The organism is Vreelandella massiliensis (assembly GCF_900155385.1).
GTDB lineage: Bacteria > Pseudomonadota > Gammaproteobacteria > Pseudomonadales > Halomonadaceae > Vreelandella > Vreelandella massiliensis.
In genome coordinates, this window is sequence record NZ_LT699745.1 from 1,232,515 (window position 1) to 1,250,943 (window position 18,429).

Here is an 18,429-nt window from a genome sequence, read left to right on the forward strand (position 1 = left end):
AGGCTTAGCCGATGAATCCTAATTACCTCGATTTTGAACAGCCGATTGCCGAGCTGCAGGCAAAAATTGAAGAGCTGCGTTTGGTCAGTACCGACAGCCAAGTCAATCTCTCCGATGAGATTGAGCGCTTGGAGGAGAAGAGCCGCAAGCTCACCGAGTCGATCTTCAAGGACTTGACGCCTTGGCAGGTGTCACAGCTTTCGCGGCATCCACAGCGCCCCTATACGCTGGATTATCTTGAGCACATTTTTACCGACTTTGATGAGCTGCACGGCGATCGCCGCTTTGCCGATGACGCGGCAATCGTCGGCGGCGTCGCCCGGCTTAACGATAAGCCCGTGATGGTGATTGGCCACCAGAAAGGCCGCGACGTAAAAGAGAAAGTGCGGCGCAATTTTGGCATGCCGCGCCCAGAAGGCTATCGCAAAGCGTGCCGGTTAATGGAGATGGCTGAGCGCTTCAACATGCCGGTGCTGACGTTTATCGACACCCCAGGGGCCTACCCGGGCATCGACGCCGAGGAGCGCGGCCAGTCCGAGGCGATTGCTTACAACTTGGCGGTGATGTCGCGGCTCAAAACGCCGATTATCTCCACCGTTGTCGGCGAAGGCGGCTCGGGCGGGGCGCTGGCGATCGGCGTGTGCGACGAGCTGCACATGCTGCAATACTCGACCTACTCGGTGATCTCGCCTGAGGGCTGCGCGTCGATTCTATGGAAGAGCGCCGAAAAAGCCTCCGACGCGGCGCAGGCGATGGGCATCACCGCCGAGCGTTTAAAGGAGCTCGGCTTTGTCGACGCCTTGGTGAAAGAGCCGCTCGGCGGCGCGCATCGCCACCCGATCACCACCGCCGAGCGCGTTAAAGAGACGCTCGATGCAAGCCTTGAGCGCCTGCAGGCGATGGATACCGACACGCTGCTCGCGCGGCGCTACGAGCGGTTGATGAGCTATGGCGCGCCCGCCGCTTGAGCCGCTGTTAACGCGATTGCAAAGCGCCCTGGTGGAGACCCCACCGGGGCGCTCTGTTTGGGTGGCGCTTTCCGGCGGGCTGGACTCAACGCTTTTGCTCACCCTCGCCGCCGCCGTGTGCAAAGAGGCGCAAATACCGCTAAGGGCGATGCATGTGCATCACGGCCTGCAAACGGCTGCCGATGCCTTTGAACAGCACTGCCAAGCGCTCTGTCAGCGCCTCAACGTACCCTTGACCCTCGCCCGGGTGACGGTGGAGCCGAGCGGTCAAGGTGTCGAAGGCGCGGCGCGCGAGGCACGCTACGGCGCTTTTGCCACGCATATTCCACCCGGCGATACGCTTTGGCTGGCGCAGCACCAAGATGACCAAGCCGAAACCTTTCTTCTCGCCGCCCTGCGGCGTAGCGGCATCCGGGGGTTGGCCGCGATGCCCCGCGTGCGGGAGTGGCGCGGCGTATGGCTTATTCGCCCCTGGCGAGACGTGCCCAAGCAGCGCCTGGAAAGTGCCGCGCAGGCGCTGGATCTTCAGTGGTGCGATGACCCTTCCAACTGCGATACGCACTTTGATCGTAACTTCTTACGCCACCGCGTCTTGCCGGTGCTCGCCGAGCGCTGGCCGCAGGTGCGGGGCGCTTTTGCCGCAAGCGCCGAACAGGCCGGCGAGGCCGATGCGCTCTTGGGCGAGTATGCGGCCGAGGAGCTCAACGCGCTGACATGCGGGCCGGGGCAGCTTGACGCAAAGGCGCTTAGGCAGCGCTGTCCGGCGCGTCAGCGGCTTTTAATCCGCCGCTTCTGCCAGCAGCGGGGGATCGCCACGCCACCACGTAAGCGCCTGGAGAGCTTGCTGACGCAGCTAGACGCCGCCAACGATGCTCAGGTGTGCGTTACATGGGAAGCCGCCGAGGCGCGGGTGTGGCAACAAAGGCTCTACCTTATGCCTGCGCGCGCGCCGCTGCCCGCCTGGCAAACCTGGTGGAACGGGCGCGCGCCGCTGGTGACGCCTTTGGGCGAGGTTCCGCTTTCGGTCGTGAGTCAAGCGCCGTTGATGGCCACTTGGCGTCAGGGCGGTGAGGTCTTGGAACTCCCCGCGCGCGGTCGGCGCGATCTCAAGCGGCTGCTGCAGGAAACTCGCATTCCGCCGTGGGAGCGCGAACGGGTGGTCGTGATTTGGAAAGCGCACCCCGATGGCGCGCTTTTACACTGCGTGGCGGCATTGCATCCGCCCACCGGATGCTATTGGCAAGCGGCAGGGTGGACGGTCTTGTGGGAGGGAGCTAGCGCACCGCAAGCGTGAAGCCAGCCGCCTCCAAGTAGGCCTGCTCCTGCTCCAAATCGGTGCTAAGTAGAGTAGGCTCGTCGCTTTCGGGCAGTGCAATGTGCAGTGCCTCGCCCTTGACGCTCAGCTCGGGCAGTGGCGGTGGGGTCTCAGGGCGCGAATGGTTAAGGAGTACGCTTAAACGCAGCAGCCGCGCGAGCCGGGCACAAACGCTTTGTTGCGCTTTGGGCAGCGCTTGCCACTCTTTTAGCGGAAACTTGCGCCGATGAGCGCGCACCAAAAACGCCAGTAGCCGCTGCTCGGGGCGTGAAAAACCGGGAAGGTCCGAGTGCTCCAGTAGGTAAGCGCCGTGGCGGTGAAACTGGCTGTGTGAAATGGCGAGGCCAATTTCATGGACGTCGCTTGCCCAGCATAAATAGCGCCGGTGGTCCTCACTGAGCTGCCACGCCTCCCGCACCGCCGCAAAGAGTCGATGGGCGGTGTCGGCGACGTTTTCCGCCTGACGGGTATCCACATCGTAGCAACGCTTAAGCGTCTCTAAGCTTTTTAGCCGCGAGTCCTCGGCGCTGTTGCGCCCGGCCATATCGAAAAGCACGCCTTCGCGTAGGGCGCCGTCGGCATAGCGCATCTGCTCAAGCTCAAAGGCTTCAAAAATGGCGCTTAAAATCGCCACACCGGCGGGGAAAACCTTGGCGCGGTCGGGCTTTAGACCATCAAGGGCGACTTTATCCACGTGTTTGCACTTGATGATGCGCTCGCGCAGTTTTTTTAGCCCCGCGTGCGTGATGAGGCCTTCCTGTGGGGTGTCGGCGTAGGCGTGCAGCACGCTGGCCACGGCTTTAATGGTGCCGCTGGAGCCCACCGGGTCCTCCCACCCTAGGCGCTGGTAGGGGCGCAAGATATTGGCGATTTCAGAGCGCGCGGCAAGCTCTGCTTTGCGCATACGCTTCTCGCTTAAGTCACCGTCCGCAAAGAAGCGGCGTGAAAATGTCACGCAGCCCATGCGCAGGCTCTCAAGCGCCCTAGGCTCAAACGCCTCGCCAATAATCAATTCGGTCGAGCCGCCGCCGATATCGACAATCAGCCGGCGACCGCTCTCGGCCAGCGCGTGTGCCGCGCCTAGGTAGATTAAACGTGCCTCTTCGCGCCCGGCGATGATCTCGATGGGGTGACCAAGCTGTGCTTCTGCCAGGTCGATAAACGTCTGGCTATTGTGCGCATCGCGCAGGGCGTTGGTGCCGACAATGCGCAGCTGCGCGGGGGGGATGTCGCTTAAGAACGGCGCGAAGCGGGCGAGACAGTCGAGCGCGCGCTGCATGGCCGCATCGCTTAAGAAGCCCTCATCGTCTAGCCCCGCGGCAAGCTGGACTTTTTCCCCCAGGCGCGCGACGACCTGCAGCCGCTCGTTTTGATAGTTGGCGACCAGTAGGTGAAAACTGTTAGAGCCTAGGTCAATCGCGGCTAACCGACGGGGTTCGGGGCCGTCAGCGATACTGTGGGATAGACCAGGCAGCGTATCGTAAGTCGGGAGCAAGATGTCCTTGGGCATGCGCTATCCTTCAGGTTGGCTATGCCAAGGTTGCGGGGCACTATCTTGATTGTCAATTGCCGAAGGCTTGCGTTTAGCGCAGCGCTTGACTACCATCTGGCAACTGGTTTGATCCGAATCGGCTTGCTATACACTTTTGGCAATGCACTCTTCGGTCGCCTCAGGCTTGGTTCGTTCAATGCCAAGCTGTTCCGATGTCCAAGTCGTCAGATTGCCCGCCGGTATGTCGGATTCCTTTTTTCGAATCCATGTACTCAAGGGATCAGTAAGTGTTAGCACCCTCGCGCTGAGCGCAGCACATCACGTTCAGCAGTGTCTTTCTTCGAGCGCGTGCCTCCCGGGATCTGAACGCACCCTGCGACGTAGCGGTTGACATCGTCGCTTCATGCCTCCTTTCTTATTTCCGGCGCCTGGCGCCTAGCTTTCATGAGCAACGTTCTAACACACCGATGAATCTCACTGAACTTAAGCAAAAACCCGTTCCCGAGCTGCTCGATATTGCCCGCGAGATGGGGATCGACAACCTCGCCCGTTCGCGCAAGCAGGACATCATTTTCGCCATCCTTAAGAAACACGCCAAAAGCGGTGAGGATATCTACGGCGACGGTGTGCTGGAAATTCTTCAGGATGGCTTTGGCTTCCTGCGCAGCGCCGACAGCTCTTACCTCGCTGGGCCGGACGATATTTACGTCTCGCCCTCCCAAATTCGCCGCTTTAACCTGCGCAAGGGTGACTCCATTGCCGGGAAAATTCGTCCGCCAAAAGAAGGCGAGCGCTATTTTGCCCTGCTCAAGGTCAGCCAGATCAACTTCGATCGCCCGGAGAACGCCAAGCACAAGATTCTGTTCGAGAACTTGACGCCGCTGTTCCCCGATGAACGTATGTTCATGGAGATCGGCAACGGCTCGACGGAAGACCTCACCTCGCGCATCATCGATCTCACCGCACCTATCGGCAAAGGGCAGCGGGGTCTGCTGGTGTCGCCGCCCAAGGCGGGTAAGACGCTGATGCTGCAGAACATCGCCACCTCGATCACGCGCAATAACCCCGAGTGCCATCTGATCGTTCTGCTGATCGATGAGCGCCCGGAGGAAGTGACCGAGATGTCGCGTACCGTGCGCGGCGAAGTGGTCGCCTCGACCTTTGATGAGCCGCCGGCGCGCCATGTGCAAGTCGCCGAAATGGTCATCGAGAAAGCCAAGCGCCTGGTCGAGCACAAGAAAGACGTGGTCATCCTGCTCGACTCCATCACCCGCCTGGCGCGGGCCTACAACACCGTGGTGCCAAGCTCCGGCAAGGTGCTGACCGGCGGTGTGGACGCCCACGCGCTGGAAAAGCCCAAACGGTTCTTTGGTGCTGCGCGTAATATCGAAGAGGGCGGCAGCCTGACGATTATCGCCACGGCGCTGGTGGATACCGGTTCGAAGATGGACGAAGTGATCTTCGAGGAGTTCAAGGGCACCGGTAACATGGAAGCGCACCTCGACCGCAAGCTAGCCGAAAAGCGCGTCTTCCCCGCCATCAATATCCGCCGCAGCGGGACCCGCCGTGAAGATTTGATCGCCTCCGAAGAGGAGATGCAGCGAATGTGGATTCTGCGCAAGCTGCTCAATCCGATGGACGATATCGCCGCGACGGAGTTCTTGATCGACCGTCTCAAAGACACCAAAACCAACTTGGAGTTTTTTGAGGCCATGAAGCGCCGCTAAGGCGCTCTCGCCGCCCTACCTCAGCCGGGGAGCCATCAGTGAAGTACCATGACCTGCGGGATTTCATCGCCGCCCTGGAGGCGCAGGGCGAGCTTAAGCGTATTAGCGCAGAAGTTGACCCCTACCTGGAAGTGACCGAAATCTGCGACCGCACGCTGCGCGCCGGCGGCCCGGCGCTGCTGTTTGAGAACGTCAAAGGTCACGACATGCCGCTTTTGGGCAACCTGTTCGGCACGCCCAAGCGGGTGGCGCTGGGCATGGGCGAAGACTCGGTCGAGGCGCTGCGCGAAGTCGGCAAGCTCTTGGCGTTTTTAAAGGAGCCCGACCCGCCCAAAGGCGTGAAGGATGCCTGGTCGAAGCTGCCCATCTTCAAGCAGGTGCTGAGCATGGGGCCGAAGACGGTCAAGCGGGCGCCGGTGCAGGACGTGGTGTTTGAGGGTGACGAGGTCGACCTGGATCGCCTGCCGATTCAGCACTGCTGGCCGGGGGATGCCGCCCCGCTGGTGACCTGGGCATTGGTGGTCACTCAAGGCCCGCACAAAAAACGCCAAAATCTGGGAATCTATCGCCAGCAAAAAATCGGCAAGAATCGGCTTATCATGCGCTGGCTGTCGCACCGCGGCGGCGCGCTCGACTTTCAAGAGTTCCAAAAAGCACACCCGGGTGAGCCTTTCCCGGTGGCGGTGGCGTTGGGGGCTGACCCGGCGACCATTCTCGGGGCGGTGACGCCGGTGCCGGATACGCTCTCCGAGTACGCTTTTGCCGGGCTTTTGAGAGGCTCGCGCACCGAGCTTGTGAAGTGTGGCCATGCCGCGCTTGAAGTGCCGGCGTCGAGTGAAATCATCCTCGAAGGTTTTATCTACCCCGACGACATGGCCCCGGAAGGCCCGTTTGGCGATCACACCGGTTACTACAACGAGGTCGACCACTTTCCCGTGTTTACCGTGACGCGCATCACCCAGCGTCGCGATGCGATTTACCACTCCACCTACACGGGCCGGCCGCCGGATGAACCGGCGATTCTCGGCGTGGCGCTCAACGAAGTGTTCGTGCCCATCCTACGTAAGCAGTTTCCTGAAATTGTCGACTTCTACTTGCCGCCGGAAGGCTGCTCCTACCGCATGGCGGTAGTGACGATGAAAAAGCAGTACCCCGGTCACGCCAAGCGGGTGATGATGGGCGTCTGGAGCTTTTTGCGTCAGTTCATGTACACCAAGTTTGTGGTGGTGCTCGATGACGACGTCGATGCGCGTAATTGGGAGGATGTGATTTGGGCGATGACCACGCGAATGGACCCGGCACGCGACACGGTGATTATCGAAAACACGCCGATCGATTATCTTGATTTCGCCTCGCCGGTATCGGGTCTGGGTTCCAAAATGGGGTGGGATGCGACCAATAAGTGGCCGGGAGAAACCGACCGCGAGTGGGGCGTGCCCATCACCATGGACGAGGCGGTGAAAACCCGTGTCGACCAGCGCTGGGAAGCGCTGGGTATTGGTATTCCGCTGCCAGCGGCACGCCAAGGGTGTGAGTAAGCGGTTCCCCTGTTTGACACAATAATTGAGGCTTTCATGAGCGCAAGGACGTTGACTTGCCAAGTCACCGAGGTAGAAGACTTAAACCCCGATGTATTCGGGGTCACGCTCCACGGACGTGCCGAAGCGATGCGTCACGCCCCGGGGCAGTATCTGGAAATGCACCTAGAGGGCGATATCTGGGTACCCTTCTCGATCGCCAGCGCCGATCGCGGCGACGGTCAGCTTGAGCTGCATATTCAGCACTGGCCGGAGCGTGATAACTCCGCACGCCTGCGTGACCTTTTGCAGGTGGCGAACCAATTGACGGTTCGTCTGCCCGGCGGTGACTGCACCGTGGACCTGGAAAGCACACGGCCGCTAATGCTTGTCGCTGCCGGCACCGGTTTTGCGCAGATGAAAGCGATCGTCGAGGCGGTGCTGGCTCACCAGCCCAACCGCAAGATTGACCTGTGGTGGGCCGCACGCGAGCATCGCGACATTTACCTTGAGTCCCTGGCCTGCCAATGGGCGCAACAGCACCCCGCGTTTACCTTTCACGCGGTCACGGAGTTCCCCCTCACCGAGCCAATGCCCCAGGGCGAGCGGATTCTTCATCACCTGGGCCGCGTGGACGAAGCGCTTGAAGCCGAGCCGCTCTCACCTTCGCCGTGCGAGGTGTATCTCTCCGGGTCGCCGGGCATGGTCTATGCCTGCGTGGATATTTTGACCGAGAAAGGGTTTGATAACACCCAGATGTTTTCCGATGTCTTCAGCTACGCGCCGCGTTAAATCAGCCGATAACGTGTTGTTAATAAAGTGCTAGTGGGTGTTTGTGCGGCTGTTAGCCTCGTCGTTGCCGCCAATATTGGGTAAAATGGCCCTGTTGTTGCCCCCTGACAACGTCACCTACGATAAGGAGGCTTTCATGGCCCATGACGAAAACTTTGAAGACAGCTCGGGATTTCTTTCCGTTGCATTGGGATTGATCGTGCTAGTGAGCATGAGCGCGCTTCCCGGGACTATTGGCTGGGTTCAGTACTTTAATGGCTGATAGCGTTAGTGGTTAATCGCTTTACGCTCATGTTGATAACCAAAGTTGTACGACAAGCCCTTGTCAACGTCACGTAAAGCAGGCACGATCAAGTTATTGCTTTGTTCGTAACACACAACCCCACGGAAATAGACGATGATCATGACCTCGCCGACACGCTACGTCGTAATCGCTCCAGCTAAGGCTGGCGTCTATTTTGGCTATTGGTTTAGCCACGGTGTGCCCGTGGCCGACGCCTAGCGTCGCGCCAACAGGCACACCCCACGGGTTGCCTGCCGCGAAAGCCCTGGTTGGTAACCCCAGCCGGGGCTTTCGCGTTTTTGTCATCTGTTTAGAAGAGACTGCAACACCACACAATCAACACTATCCACCCAAGGAGCAGCACCATGACCTATCGCGCTTTCGCTTTTGCCACCGTTAACGGCTATGTACACGGATATGCGGGCAATGGCTGGCGATTTAGCGCCGCGCGATCGGTGACAGCTGCCATCTCCGGTCGCGCCGTTGTCGATGGCGAGTTGCACCCACGATGTCCCTTAAATGACTCCTTGAACACGGAGAGTTGATCCATGAACGCCCCCGCTAAAACACTTGAGACGACGAGCACGTCAACCGCGTTACCCATCACCGAGACTGCCACCGCGCTGCTCCCAACCCCCGCCGAGCTACGCGCCTCCCTGCCGCTGAGCGATGCGCTAACGTCAAACATTGCGCACCACCGTGATGCGGTAAACCGCATTCTTCGCGGCGAGGACGGTCGTCTATTGGTCGTGGTGGGGCCTTGCTCCATCCACGACCCAAGCGCGGCTATCGAGTATGCCGAGCGCCTAGCGCACTTAAGCGAAGAGGTGAGTGGGCAGGTGGTACCGGTGATGCGGGTTTACGTGGAAAAGCCACGCACCGCGATCGGCTGGAAGGGGCTGGCGTACGATCCCGATCTCAATGGCGCCGGCGATATGGCCAAAGGGCTTGCGCTTTCGCGTGACGTGATGCATTGCGTGGCCGAAAGAGGGCTGCCGGTGGCGACTGAAATTTTGCAGCCCATGCTGGCGCCCTACTTGGACGACCTGCTGAGCTGGGTGGCGATCGGGGCGCGTACCACCGAGTCGCAGCTTCACCGCGAGCTGGCCAGCGATTTAAGCGCCGCCGTCGGGTTTAAAAACGCCACCAGCGGCGATGTACAAGTGGCGATTGACGCCATGCAAGCCGCCGCCCACCCGCATCATCGCTTCGCCCTGGACGCGCACGGCCGCCCGGTAACGCGGCAAAGCGAGGGCAACCCGCACACCCATCTGGTGCTACGTGGCGGCCACGGCGAGCCCAACTATCAGGCACGCCATGTACACGCCGCGACGACAGCGCTGCGCGACGCCGGGCAAAATCCGCGCCTGATGGTGGATTGCAGCCACGCCAACGCGCGCAAAGACCACCGCCGCCAGCGCGAAGTGATGCTGGATGTCCTCACCCAGCGTCAGGCAGGTGAGAACAACCTCGTGGCGTTGATGCTCGAAAGCTACCTGCACGAAGGCAAGCAGCCGCTAAAGCCGGGCGCACTGCGCTACGGCGTCTCGGTCACCGATGCCTGTATCGGCTGGGAGGCGACAGAGCACCTTGTGAAAACTGCCGCCGAGCGCTTGGCGTAGGTGGCGCGGAAGGCTTGTGCGCGGTGGCCGGCCACGTATCATAGAGGCCTTTCTCGCTAATCGCCACGACAAGAGGCCGGCCATGGCAGTGTTTAAACTAGAGCAGTATGAGCCCGAGGTATACCGCCGCAAAGCGCGAATGATCAGCTTTGCCATGGCGGGGCAGTTGATCATATTCGGAATGCTGTTTTCCCTGCTGCTCACCTCGGCCTTGGGTAGCAGCCTTTGGCTCAATGCCTTGGGGGTATTTCTGGGTCTTTTAGCCACTAGTGCGCTTTTTGCCGTGCTAAAAGATCGCCCCTGGATGAACGAAGTGCGCTACGCCTGGCAGCTTAAGCACCACCTCTCGCAAATCAGCGGTTATCTTCCCACGCTGCGTAAAGCAGTGAAAGAGGACAATCGCGTCGCGCTGGATATCCTCACCTTTTACCATCAAGGCATGTCTCAGCTAGCCGAACTCAACGGGCGCACAACCGATGACGATGCCGAACGACTGGCAGAGAAAATGGAAGTGAAGCTTAAACGCGAGGAGTTGGATCTGCCTGAGCACGTTGACCGCTTTGACCCGCAGGATTTGCAGGCGTTTAAACGCGGTTAGCCTATGCGTTCGTTTATCCAAGACCACAACAGGGAGCGTACTATGCGCCACTTATTGACCTTGAGCCTCGCCGCGCTGCTCGTAAGTGGGTGTGCCGCGACGCCAGCGCCCACCCAGGCGACAGATCACGGCGCCTCTAACCGCAAGGCCACCGCGCCGTTGCTACCTTCGGCGCTCTTTGCTGGCGAAGCGGAAACCTTCGAGGGGTGGCGCTGCGAGCCGGCAAGCCAGCATCTGGTGACCGCCTTTAACGACGAAACGCTGCGCTTGTGGTCGCTGCACGGGGCGTGGCGTTTGCCTCAGGCGGTGGTCGCCAATGGTGCACGCTACCAAGATGGCGCGATTAGCTTCTGGAACCGCGGCGATAAAGCCCAGGTCGAGACGCCGCGCGGCCAACTACAGTGCCAGCGTGCTATCAGTCGAGAAGCGCTTAGCCGTGAAGATCACCCGGGCGTGATGCTGTTTGGCCGTGGCAATGAACCCGGCTGGAGTGTCGCGCTCTCAAGCAGCACGCCAACGCTTACGCTGACCACCGACTACGGTGAGCAAACCCAAACGCTGCCCTACATGGTGAGCGTGATGGACAACGACGCCGGCCGAGTGGTACTGGAAAACGCCGACGCCGAACGCTTTTTTCGCGTGCGCATCGAAGCGGGGGCTTGTTTTGACAGCATGAGCGGCAAACCCTTCCCCGCGCGGGTGACGCTCTCCCTGGATGGCGAGCAGTACAGCGGCTGTGGGCAAGGCATCGCGCCATAAAACGTACGGTGAACACGTGAGCCCTTAGCAAGAGGGCGGGGCTAGGCGCCAGCGTGGTTCAACAAAAGCGGTGGCGCAGAGAGCGCGACGATCGCCCAGGGCGCGCGCGCCCAAACGCTCAAGGGTTGCCTGATCGAGACTGCGCTCGCTCCCTTTCTGCTCCGATGCATCCCGCGTCTGCCAACTCGTTTGCCCGCCGTTGCGGGTGGCGATCCTATAGGTGAAGGGGTAAAAACCGGGGAAACCCAGGCGCACATCGGTGACCAACAGCGCTTCGGTATCCTCGTTACGCTCAATGTCGTAGCGTAAAAATGTCCCGGAGAACCAGCGTAGCCGTGCAAGGTGGCGGTCGTTAGCGGCAGCGGCGTCAAGGTGGCTTTGACGGATGAGGGGCTCAAGTAGCGGGGGCTCATCATCCAACAGGCTGATTAAGCTCTCATACTGCGTGTCGCCATCCACCACCGTGGCGCGCCACAGTAGCGTTGTAAACGGCGCGGGCTGTACGAGTCGCGGGGCTTGCTCGATCCCTTGCGCGGCGAGCACCGGTTCGAGTCGCTGTATCACGACGCCTTTCGCCCCAAGGGCGAACAGAAGGTACGCACTCGAAAGCGCAAGCCCCCAAACGCAGCGGCGCTTGACGTTGCGACCCAGAAGCGCGGCTCCCAGCGCGATCATCAAGCAGAGCGAGTAGATCGGGTCGATGATAAAGACGATGGGCCAAGCGACAGGCGGTGAGCCAAGCGGCCAGAAAAGCTGCGTGCCGTAGGTGGTAAGCGCATCGAGCAGCGGGTGAGTCAGCAGTATCAGTAAAAAGAACGTTAGCCACTGGCGCAGGGAAATATCCCGCGCGGGGGGAAAGCGGGCACAGAGCCACGCGAGCAGCACGCCTACGCCAGCAAGAACAAAAAGCGAGTGGCTGAACCCACGGTGCTGGGTAACGTTAGCGACCGCATCGCCGTAGTCGATGGCCACATCCAGATCGGGCAGGGTGCCTGCCACGGCCCCAAGTAAAATCGCCTTACGCCCCAGGCGCTTTCCGAGTACGGTACCGCCAATGGCCGCGCCCAGCGCCGCTTGCGTGAGAGAGTCCACCGCTTTCTCCTGTGGGTAAAGCCAGCTAAGATATGATAAGCCTTTTCATTATACGCAGTCTGTTAAGAGGGTGCCTAGATGTTACACTTCTGTCCAATTAAAAAGCGCCTAAGTAAAAAGCGGTTTGCCCAACGCGCCTTGAGTCTGTCGCTGCTCTTTGTAGCGCCTTTCGCCTTTGCCACGCCTGCGATTGACGTTCACAGCGACCCTAACTGCGGCTGCTGTGGCGCTTGGGTGGCGCACCTTGAAGAGAACGGCTTTGAGGTGAACCACCATCGCGACGGCGACGTGCGCCAGGTGAAAATCGAACAGGGGGTCACGCCTGAACTGGCTTCCTGCCACACCGCCATTATTGATGGCTATGTGATCGAAGGACACGTGCCGGCCGACGATATCCAAACGCTGCTGGACGAGCGTCCGGACGTCGCGGGTCTGGCCGTACCGGGCATGCCCCATGGCTCGCCGGGCATGGAGACCGGTCGCGTGGATGACTATGCGGTGCTAACGTTTACCCGTGATAATCGTGCACCGGAAATTTTCCGCGAGTACGCGCAGTAACGGTTAACGCCATTCGTCAAGCCGAACGCAATCAGCTAATAAGGAGCGAGAAATGCAGTATCTGCACACGATGGTACGCATTAGCGATATTGATGCTTCACTACATTTCTACTGCGACCTGTTAGGCCTTAAAGAAGTGCGCCGCAAGGAGAATGAGAAAGGGCGTTTTACCCTTGTCTTTCTCACCGCACCGGAGGATGAACAGCGCTCAGAGGAGCTGCAGGCCCCAGAGCTTGAACTGACCTACAACTGGGATCCCGAGGAGTACAGCGGCGGGCGTAACTTTGGCCACTTGGCCTATCGGGTGGACGATATTTACGCGCTGTGTCAGAAGCTTCAAGATAACGGCGTGACGATCAACCGCCCGCCACACGATGGCCACATGGCGTTTGTGAAGTCTCCCGACGGTATTTCCGTCGAGCTGTTGCAAAAAGGCGATGCCCTGCCGCCCAAGGAGCCTTGGGCATCCATGGAAAACACCGGAAGTTGGTAAAGTGAGCACTCGATCGTTATCAAAAACAGCGTTGTTGACAATGCGAACAGCCCCAAGGTGGCTTGCGATAGCCGCCTTGGCGTTACTGCTGGGTGCCTGTGGCAGCACTCCTAAGCAGGCGCCCCTGGATAGTGCCGCGCGTGATGCGTCGCTCTCAGGGCCGGTGGTGGAGACGCGCTGGAATTTGCTGCTGGTGGGCACCAATGAGCGCCTCTCTTTACCCGAAACGCCCTTTTTTCGTATCAGCGAGGACGGGCGCGTGAGCGGCCACGATGGCTGCAACCGCTTTACCGCGCGCGCCGAACTGGGCGACAACCAGCGCATCGCGATCAGCGACATTGCCACCACCCGCATGGCGTGCCCGGATAGCGAAAGCACGGAACGCGTCACCGCTATGCTCGAAAACGCTTACCGCTATTTGATTGATCATGACCGTTTGGTGTTCTTCGGCCCGGATAGCCGCGTACTCGGCGGTTGGCGCCGGGCCAACTGATACAGCGTGTCGTTAATCGCTAAAAGGCGGGTTAAAGCGGGCGATAAAGCGCGCATCGATCCGCTTTTTCCATCGCCACACCCATTTCCCGGAAAACCCCAAGGCGCCGCGACTTGCAATGGCGCGCCCATCCCCGGTGCCGATTAGTGCAAGTACCCGTTTGGGCGGCTGCCACTTGGCAAGTGACTCGCCTCGGCATGCCGCGCGCAGATTATCAGCCAGTAGCGGGCCCATGCGCACGGCGTAAACCCCGGCATTGGGTAACGGCGGCTCAAACGCTGCGCAGTCGCCGGCGGCAAAAAGCCCGGGTATGCCCTGCACCTCAAGGGTCTTTGTCACTTGGATAAACCCATTGGCATCAAGCGGTAGGGCGGTATCGACCAGCCAAGGGTGGCCTACCGCCCCCGTCGCCCACAGCACGATATCCGCCGGATAGCACCGGCCCGCCGTATCCAGCACGCCACCCGCGGACAGCGCCCGCCCGCGAACGCGGTGATGCACCGTGATGTTCGCACGGCGTAGCGCGCGCTGGAGAAGTCCTCGCGGCAGCCACCCCGCCTCGGGCAGAAGCGCATCGGCGGCGCTTAACAGCTCCCCCCGCCAGGTGATATCGGGTCGCTTTTGGCGTAGCTGCGCCAATACGCTCATTAGGGTTTCGCAGCCAGCGGCGCCGCCGCCGACGCTGACCACGCGCTGCTCTCCCCCGTTGGGAAGGCGTGCCACGCTATCTTGTAGGGCTTGCCAGCGTTGATGAAGCGTGCTTAGTGGGCGCATGGCGAGCAGATAGGGTGTGTTGTCACTTGTTTGCTCGGGCAGCGCGAGGGTGGAGCCGATATTGAGTGAGGCCACGTCAAACCCGACCCGCTCGCCGCTTTTAAGCGTTACCTCGCGCTTCTCTACGCTTAACCCCGTGGCGGGCGAGATGATCAAGCGTGCCCCCGCGCGTTGGCACAGCGCTTGGATATCGATTTGCGTCTCGCGTAGCGAACACTCGCCGGCAAGCCAGGCGGGGACGCTACCCGAGTACGCCGCATAGCGGCTATCGCTGACCACGGTGGCTTCAATGCTAGGCGCTGGATTTTTCGCCAAGGCTTCAAGCACGAAGGCGTGGGCGTGCCCGGCGCCGATCAGCAGCAACCGCGTCATTGGGCCTCCTTTTTGCCTTCACCCCGCCGCCAGGCGAAGTAGCGCTTGAGCAGGGCCAGCACGCGCTCGGGTTTGTGCGCATTCTTCCACACGCCGGCCGTGGCCTTGGCGGCTTCGCCGAGAGTGGGGTAGGGGTGGATGGTGCCGAGCAGCTTATTCAGCCCGAGGCCGTGCTTCATGGCGAGGGTGAACTCGCCCAGCCACTCTCCCGCGTTCTCCGCGACGATGGTGGCACCGAGTATCTTGTCGCGCCCTGGCACGGTGAGCACTTTGATAAAGCCCTCCGTCGCGCCCTCGGCAATGGCGCGGTCGCTCTCGCCCATGGCGTAATGGGTGAGTTCATAATCAATCTCTTGGGCCTTGGCCTCTTTTTCGTTCAACCCCACGCGCGCGACCTCGGGCTGGGTGTAGGTCACCGCGGGCATGAAGCGGTAATCCACGGCGAAGCTTTTCAGCTCGCCAAACAGCGCATTCACCGCGGCGTGCCAGGCTTGGTGGGCACCGGCGTGAGTGAGCTGATAAGGGCCTGCCACATCGCCACAGGCCCAGATATTGGGCAAGCGCGTTTGCAGGCGCGTATTCAGTTCCAGCGTGCCCGCCTCGCTCGTGGTGACCCCGAGCTCTTCCAGTCCCAGCCCTTCGACGTTGGCTTGGCGGCCAACACTCACTAGCAGCTGGTCAAAGGGCAGGTGGGTGTGCTCGCCATTGTGCTCCACGGCAAGTTGATACCCCGTCTCGCTCTGGGTGATCTCTAGCGCTTGGGTATGCGTCATCACCGTCACCCCGTCGCGGGCGAGCGTCGCTTCGACGTGGTCGCCGACATCATCGTCTTCACGGCCCATGAGGCGGGGCGTGCCCTCCACCAGGGTGACCGCCGTGCCCAGCCGAGCAAAGCTTTGGCTGAGTTCGCAGCCAATCGCGCCGCCGCCGAGCACCACCAAGCGCTTGGGCTGCTCGGTGAGCGACCAGAGAGTTTCCGAGGTGAGCACCGGCGCGCCCTCAATCCCAGGGAGCGAGGGGATGCGCGGCCGGGCGCCGGTGGCGATGACGATATGCCGGGCGCTCAGGGTTTGATCGCCCACGCGCACCTCCCACGGTGAAGTGAGCGTGGCCTGCGCTTGATACACCGCCACACCCAGGTTGCTGTAGCGCTCGACGCTATCGTGGGGCTCGATGTCGGCGATCGCTTGATGGACGTGGCGCATGACCTGGGCAAAATCGATGCTGGGTTCGCTTGCCGAGACACCAAAGCGCTCTGCCGTGCGAATTTCATGCGCTGCGCGGGCCGCGCGAATTAGCGCTTTCGATGGCACACAGCCGGTGTTCAAGCAGTCGCCGCCCATTTTGTGCTTCTCGACCAGCGCGACCTTGGCGTTAACCGCGCTGGCGATATAGCTGGTGACCAGGCCGGCCGAGCCACCGCCGATGACCAGAATATCGTAATCAAAGGTGCTCGGGCGCGTGAAGGCTTGATACATCTTGCGCTTTTGCACCAGCAGGGCGATGCGCCGCGCGATCCAGGGAAACACGGCCAGCAGCGCAAAGGAGGCGAGCAGCGAAGGCGAGAGAATGCCGCTTAAGCTTTCCAACTCCCCCAGCTGGCCCCCCGCATTGACGTAAATCACCGTGCCGGGAAGCATCGCCACTTGGCTCACCCAGTAGTAGGTCACGGTTTTTATCCGTGTGAGCCCCATGACCAGGTTAATGATGAAAAACGGGAAAATCGGCACCAGGCGCAGGGTGAAAAGGTAGAGAGCGCCGTCGCGCTCAACCCCGCGATTGATACGCTCGAACTGGCGCGGGAAGCGCTTTTCGATCGGCTTGCGAAACAGAAACCGTGAGATCAAAAACGCCAGTGTGGCGCCGATCGTGCTGGCGAAGGAAATGATCAAAAGCCCCCAGCCAAGGCCAAACAGCGCCCCGCCCAGCAGCGTCATCAAGGTGGCGCCCGGCAGCGACAGCGCCGTGACGACCACGTAAATAGCAAAGAACGCCCCCGCGACTTGCCAGGGCGACTGCTGAAACAGCGCTTGAAAATCGCCGCGATACGCTTGCAGCGTCTCAAGGGTCAAGTACGCCGGCGCCCCGCTGAGATAAAACAGCGCCACCACGGTGACCAAAAAGGCAATCAATAAAAGGCGTTGTCGGTTCACGTCAGGCTCCAGTGTTGGCGGTGGTATGTCAGTATCGTTCAGGGTCAGTGCGCTGTGGCGTCAATTCCTTACGTTTGCAGGCGGCGAAGCCGCTGCCAGCGCTGCCAATCCTCGGGGCGGTCAACGTCCCAAACGGTGGCGGGGTACGCCGCGGTTAACCCGCACGCGGTGAGGCGGGCGCGGGTCTCGGCGAGCACGTGTTCACTGCCCCACGGCATGTCGCGAAAGAGCGTGGGGGTGTCCTCTTGGGTGCCGATGAGCCCATAACCACCATCCTCGGCGGGAAGCATCACTACCTGATGGTCGGCTAACTGCGCGGCGCAAAGGTGCAGTAATGCGGGTGTGATGCTGGGACAGTCGCTGCCGACCACCATCGCAGGGCCGGGCGTGGCGCTTAGGGCGTGACGCATCCGCGCGCCAAGGTCACCTTCCGGTTGAGGTTTTAATGCGATGCCATACTGCTGATGGAGCGCAATAAAGAGCGGGTGCTCGTGTTCCAGTGCGGTCCAGAGCGTTACCTGGTGGGGTGGAAAGGCGCGGCAGGCCGTCGCCACGCAGGCGCGCACCAACTCGGCATGGGCATCGGCCGCGCCGAGCTTGCCTAGACGCGGTATCAAGCGGGTTTTAGCGTGACCGGGTAGCGGCGCCTTGGCGAGCAGATGCAGCGCGACAGGCGGGCAGGTCAGCAAAGGCTCAGCGCACATGGCGATACGCCTTGGCGAGCGCTTCGGCGTCAACGCCGCGCCAGTAGCGGTAGCGCAGCCGCCACATTAATACGATCGTGCGCCAGGCGCCGTGTTTGTCCCAGCGTCTGCCGGAACTCACCACCTTGGCGCGTAGGCAGGCAGGGCGGCTTAAGCGTTTGAGTCGACGCGTGATGTCGATGTCCTCCATCAACGGCTGCTCGGGGTAGCCGCTCACCGCCTCGAAGGTGTCGCGGCGCATGAAGAGCGCCTGATCGCCGGTGGCGATGCCGGTAAGGCGCGAGCGCAGGTTGATCATCGTGCTGATCACCGGCAGCCAGGGGCTATGGCCCTCCAGGCGAATATCAAACCTCCCCCAGGGCCGCGTCGCGAGTGCCTGCGTGATCAGCGAAAGCGCCTCGGGCGGCAAGCGGGTATCGGCGTGAAGAAAGAGTAGCGCATCTGCGCGGGCATGCGCGGCACCCAGGTTCATCTGCCGCGCGCGACCAGGCAGGCTTGTCAGCACGCGATCCGCCAACGGTTTGGCAAGCGCTAGAGTGTCGTCTTGGCTTTCGCCATCCACCACGACCACTTCCACCCCCTGCGCGCGCAGGGGCTGCAGGGCCGCGAGGTGGGCCGGCAAGGCGCCAGCCTCGTTGAGCACGGGCATGATGATACTGAGCGGTACAGCCGGATGTCTTGTGGCAGCGTGGTTTCTGTTCATAAGGCACCTCTCAT

18 protein-coding genes are annotated in these 18,429 nt (G+C 61.1%); 12 read left to right on the forward strand and 6 right to left on the reverse strand.

The window, feature by feature from the left end; translation table 11 throughout:
* The first annotated feature begins 11 nt into the window (after positions 1 to 11).
* Positions 12 to 968 (forward strand): acetyl-CoA carboxylase carboxyl transferase subunit alpha, encoded by a 957-nt coding sequence (accA, locus tag BQ9846_RS10425; protein ID WP_075880899.1) that lies wholly within the window; start codon positions 12 to 14, stop codon positions 966 to 968.
* Positions 949 to 2,262, forward strand: a complete 1,314-nt coding sequence (tilS, locus tag BQ9846_RS10430) for a tRNA lysidine(34) synthetase TilS (protein WP_075880900.1) — start codon at positions 949 to 951, stop codon at positions 2,260 to 2,262. The genes accA and tilS overlap by 20 nt, the downstream gene beginning before the upstream one ends.
* On the opposite strand, the gene ppx is transcribed toward tilS, so the two are convergent.
* Entirely contained in the window at positions 2,243 to 3,793 is a 1,551-nt protein-coding gene (gene ppx / locus BQ9846_RS10435; protein ID WP_075880901.1) for an exopolyphosphatase, read from the reverse strand. The two genes, tilS and ppx, sit on opposite strands and share 20 nt — an antisense overlap.
* A gap of 449 nt (positions 3,794 to 4,242) precedes the next feature.
* Here ppx and rho point away from each other — a divergent pair, with 449 nt between their 5' ends.
* The 7 genes from rho to BQ9846_RS10470 all read left to right on the forward strand — a co-directional run bounded on the left by rho (position 4,243) and on the right by BQ9846_RS10470 (position 11,073).
* Positions 4,243 to 5,502: a transcription termination factor Rho gene (gene rho, locus BQ9846_RS10440; RefSeq protein ID WP_075880902.1), complete on the forward strand. Its 1,260-nt coding sequence runs from the start codon at positions 4,243 to 4,245 to the stop codon at positions 5,500 to 5,502.
* A gap of 38 nt (positions 5,503 to 5,540) precedes the next feature.
* Positions 5,541 to 7,040, forward strand: a complete 1,500-nt coding sequence (gene ubiD, locus BQ9846_RS10445) for a 4-hydroxy-3-polyprenylbenzoate decarboxylase (protein ID WP_075880903.1) — start codon at positions 5,541 to 5,543, stop codon at positions 7,038 to 7,040.
* A gap of 36 nt (positions 7,041 to 7,076) precedes the next feature.
* Entirely contained in the window at positions 7,077 to 7,811 is a 735-nt protein-coding gene (locus BQ9846_RS10450) for an NAD(P)H-flavin reductase (protein ID WP_075880904.1), read from the forward strand.
* Positions 7,812 to 7,947: 136 nt separating this feature from the next.
* Positions 7,948 to 8,073 carry a hypothetical protein gene (locus BQ9846_RS17105; protein WP_268874680.1) on the forward strand — a complete coding sequence of 42 codons (126 nt, stop codon included), beginning with the start codon at positions 7,948 to 7,950 and terminating at the stop codon, positions 8,071 to 8,073.
* Positions 8,074 to 8,642: 569 nt separating this feature from the next.
* On the forward strand, positions 8,643 to 9,716 hold the full coding sequence (locus tag BQ9846_RS10460; protein ID WP_075880906.1) for a 3-deoxy-7-phosphoheptulonate synthase: 1,074 nt from the start codon (positions 8,643 to 8,645) through the stop codon (positions 9,714 to 9,716).
* Between the two features lie 82 nt (positions 9,717 to 9,798).
* A complete protein-coding gene (locus tag BQ9846_RS10465; protein ID WP_075880907.1) occupies positions 9,799 to 10,314 on the forward strand; it encodes a DUF3087 family protein in 516 nt (171 codons plus the stop codon).
* 42 nt (positions 10,315 to 10,356) lie between these two features.
* Entirely contained in the window at positions 10,357 to 11,073 is a 717-nt protein-coding gene (locus tag BQ9846_RS10470; RefSeq protein WP_075880908.1) for an MliC family protein, read from the forward strand.
* 24 nt (positions 11,074 to 11,097) lie between these two features.
* On the opposite strand, the gene BQ9846_RS10475 is transcribed toward BQ9846_RS10470, so the two are convergent.
* Positions 11,098 to 12,165 (reverse strand): metal-dependent hydrolase, encoded by a 1,068-nt coding sequence (locus BQ9846_RS10475; protein ID WP_075880909.1) that lies wholly within the window; start codon positions 12,163 to 12,165, stop codon positions 11,098 to 11,100.
* Positions 12,166 to 12,243: 78 nt separating this feature from the next.
* Here BQ9846_RS10475 and BQ9846_RS10480 point away from each other — a divergent pair, with 78 nt between their 5' ends.
* The 3 genes from BQ9846_RS10480 to BQ9846_RS10490 are packed head-to-tail and all read left to right on the forward strand — an operon-like array spanning position 12,244 to position 13,709.
* Positions 12,244 to 12,723 carry a DUF411 domain-containing protein gene (locus tag BQ9846_RS10480; RefSeq protein WP_075880910.1) on the forward strand — a complete coding sequence of 160 codons (480 nt, stop codon included), beginning with the start codon at positions 12,244 to 12,246 and terminating at the stop codon, positions 12,721 to 12,723.
* A 52-nt stretch (positions 12,724 to 12,775) separates the two neighbouring features.
* The gene (gene gloA / locus BQ9846_RS10485; protein ID WP_075880911.1) at positions 12,776 to 13,216 is read left to right on the forward strand and encodes a lactoylglutathione lyase; all 441 of its coding nucleotides are present in this window, start codon (positions 12,776 to 12,778) and stop codon (positions 13,214 to 13,216) included.
* A 40-nt stretch (positions 13,217 to 13,256) separates the two neighbouring features.
* Entirely contained in the window at positions 13,257 to 13,709 is a 453-nt protein-coding gene (locus BQ9846_RS10490; RefSeq protein WP_075880912.1) for an META domain-containing protein, read from the forward strand.
* Positions 13,710 to 13,721: 12 nt separating this feature from the next.
* Here the strand turns inward: BQ9846_RS10490 and BQ9846_RS10495 are convergent, their stop codons facing one another.
* The 4 genes from BQ9846_RS10495 to BQ9846_RS10510 all read right to left on the reverse strand — a co-directional run bounded on the left by BQ9846_RS10495 (position 13,722) and on the right by BQ9846_RS10510 (position 18,415).
* On the reverse strand, positions 13,722 to 14,855 hold the full coding sequence (locus BQ9846_RS10495) for an FAD-dependent oxidoreductase (RefSeq protein WP_075880913.1): 1,134 nt from the start codon (positions 14,853 to 14,855) through the stop codon (positions 13,722 to 13,724).
* Entirely contained in the window at positions 14,852 to 17,008 is a 2,157-nt protein-coding gene (locus BQ9846_RS10500; protein WP_075880914.1) for an FAD-dependent oxidoreductase, read from the reverse strand. The genes BQ9846_RS10495 and BQ9846_RS10500 overlap by 4 nt, the downstream gene beginning before the upstream one ends.
* Before the next feature lie 68 nt (positions 17,009 to 17,076).
* Complete coding sequence (locus tag BQ9846_RS10505) at positions 17,077 to 17,712, reverse strand: TIGR04282 family arsenosugar biosynthesis glycosyltransferase (RefSeq protein WP_075880915.1); 636 nt, start codon at positions 17,710 to 17,712, stop codon at positions 17,077 to 17,079.
* Positions 17,702 to 18,415, reverse strand: coding sequence for a TIGR04283 family arsenosugar biosynthesis glycosyltransferase (locus BQ9846_RS10510; RefSeq protein WP_075880916.1), 714 nt, complete (start codon positions 18,413 to 18,415; stop codon positions 17,702 to 17,704). The genes BQ9846_RS10505 and BQ9846_RS10510 overlap by 11 nt, the downstream gene beginning before the upstream one ends.
* Between the last annotated feature and the right edge of the window lie 14 nt (positions 18,416 to 18,429).

Coding starts and splice junctions, on each gene's coding strand:
- accA (WP_075880899.1), top strand. CDS start 12: ATGAATCCTAATTACCTCGATTTTGAACAGCCGATTGCCGAGCTGCAG.
- tilS (WP_075880900.1), top strand. CDS start 949: ATGGCGCGCCCGCCGCTTGAGCCGCTGTTAACGCGATTGCAAAGCGCC.
- ppx (WP_075880901.1), bottom strand. CDS start 3,793: ATGCCCAAGGACATCTTGCTCCCGACTTACGATACGCTGCCTGGTCTA.
- rho (WP_075880902.1), top strand. CDS start 4,243: ATGAATCTCACTGAACTTAAGCAAAAACCCGTTCCCGAGCTGCTCGAT.
- BQ9846_RS10450 (WP_075880904.1), top strand. CDS start 7,077: ATGAGCGCAAGGACGTTGACTTGCCAAGTCACCGAGGTAGAAGACTTA.
- BQ9846_RS17105 (WP_268874680.1), top strand. CDS start 7,948: ATGGCCCATGACGAAAACTTTGAAGACAGCTCGGGATTTCTTTCCGTT.
- BQ9846_RS10460 (WP_075880906.1), top strand. CDS start 8,643: ATGAACGCCCCCGCTAAAACACTTGAGACGACGAGCACGTCAACCGCG.
- BQ9846_RS10465 (WP_075880907.1), top strand. CDS start 9,799: ATGGCAGTGTTTAAACTAGAGCAGTATGAGCCCGAGGTATACCGCCGC.
- BQ9846_RS10470 (WP_075880908.1), top strand. CDS start 10,357: ATGCGCCACTTATTGACCTTGAGCCTCGCCGCGCTGCTCGTAAGTGGG.
- BQ9846_RS10480 (WP_075880910.1), top strand. CDS start 12,244: ATGTTACACTTCTGTCCAATTAAAAAGCGCCTAAGTAAAAAGCGGTTT.
- gloA (WP_075880911.1), top strand. CDS start 12,776: ATGCAGTATCTGCACACGATGGTACGCATTAGCGATATTGATGCTTCA.
- BQ9846_RS10490 (WP_075880912.1), top strand. CDS start 13,257: ATGCGAACAGCCCCAAGGTGGCTTGCGATAGCCGCCTTGGCGTTACTG.
- BQ9846_RS10495 (WP_075880913.1), bottom strand. CDS start 14,855: ATGACGCGGTTGCTGCTGATCGGCGCCGGGCACGCCCACGCCTTCGTG.
- BQ9846_RS10505 (WP_075880915.1), bottom strand. CDS start 17,712: ATGTGCGCTGAGCCTTTGCTGACCTGCCCGCCTGTCGCGCTGCATCTG.
- BQ9846_RS10510 (WP_075880916.1), bottom strand. CDS start 18,415: ATGAACAGAAACCACGCTGCCACAAGACATCCGGCTGTACCGCTCAGT.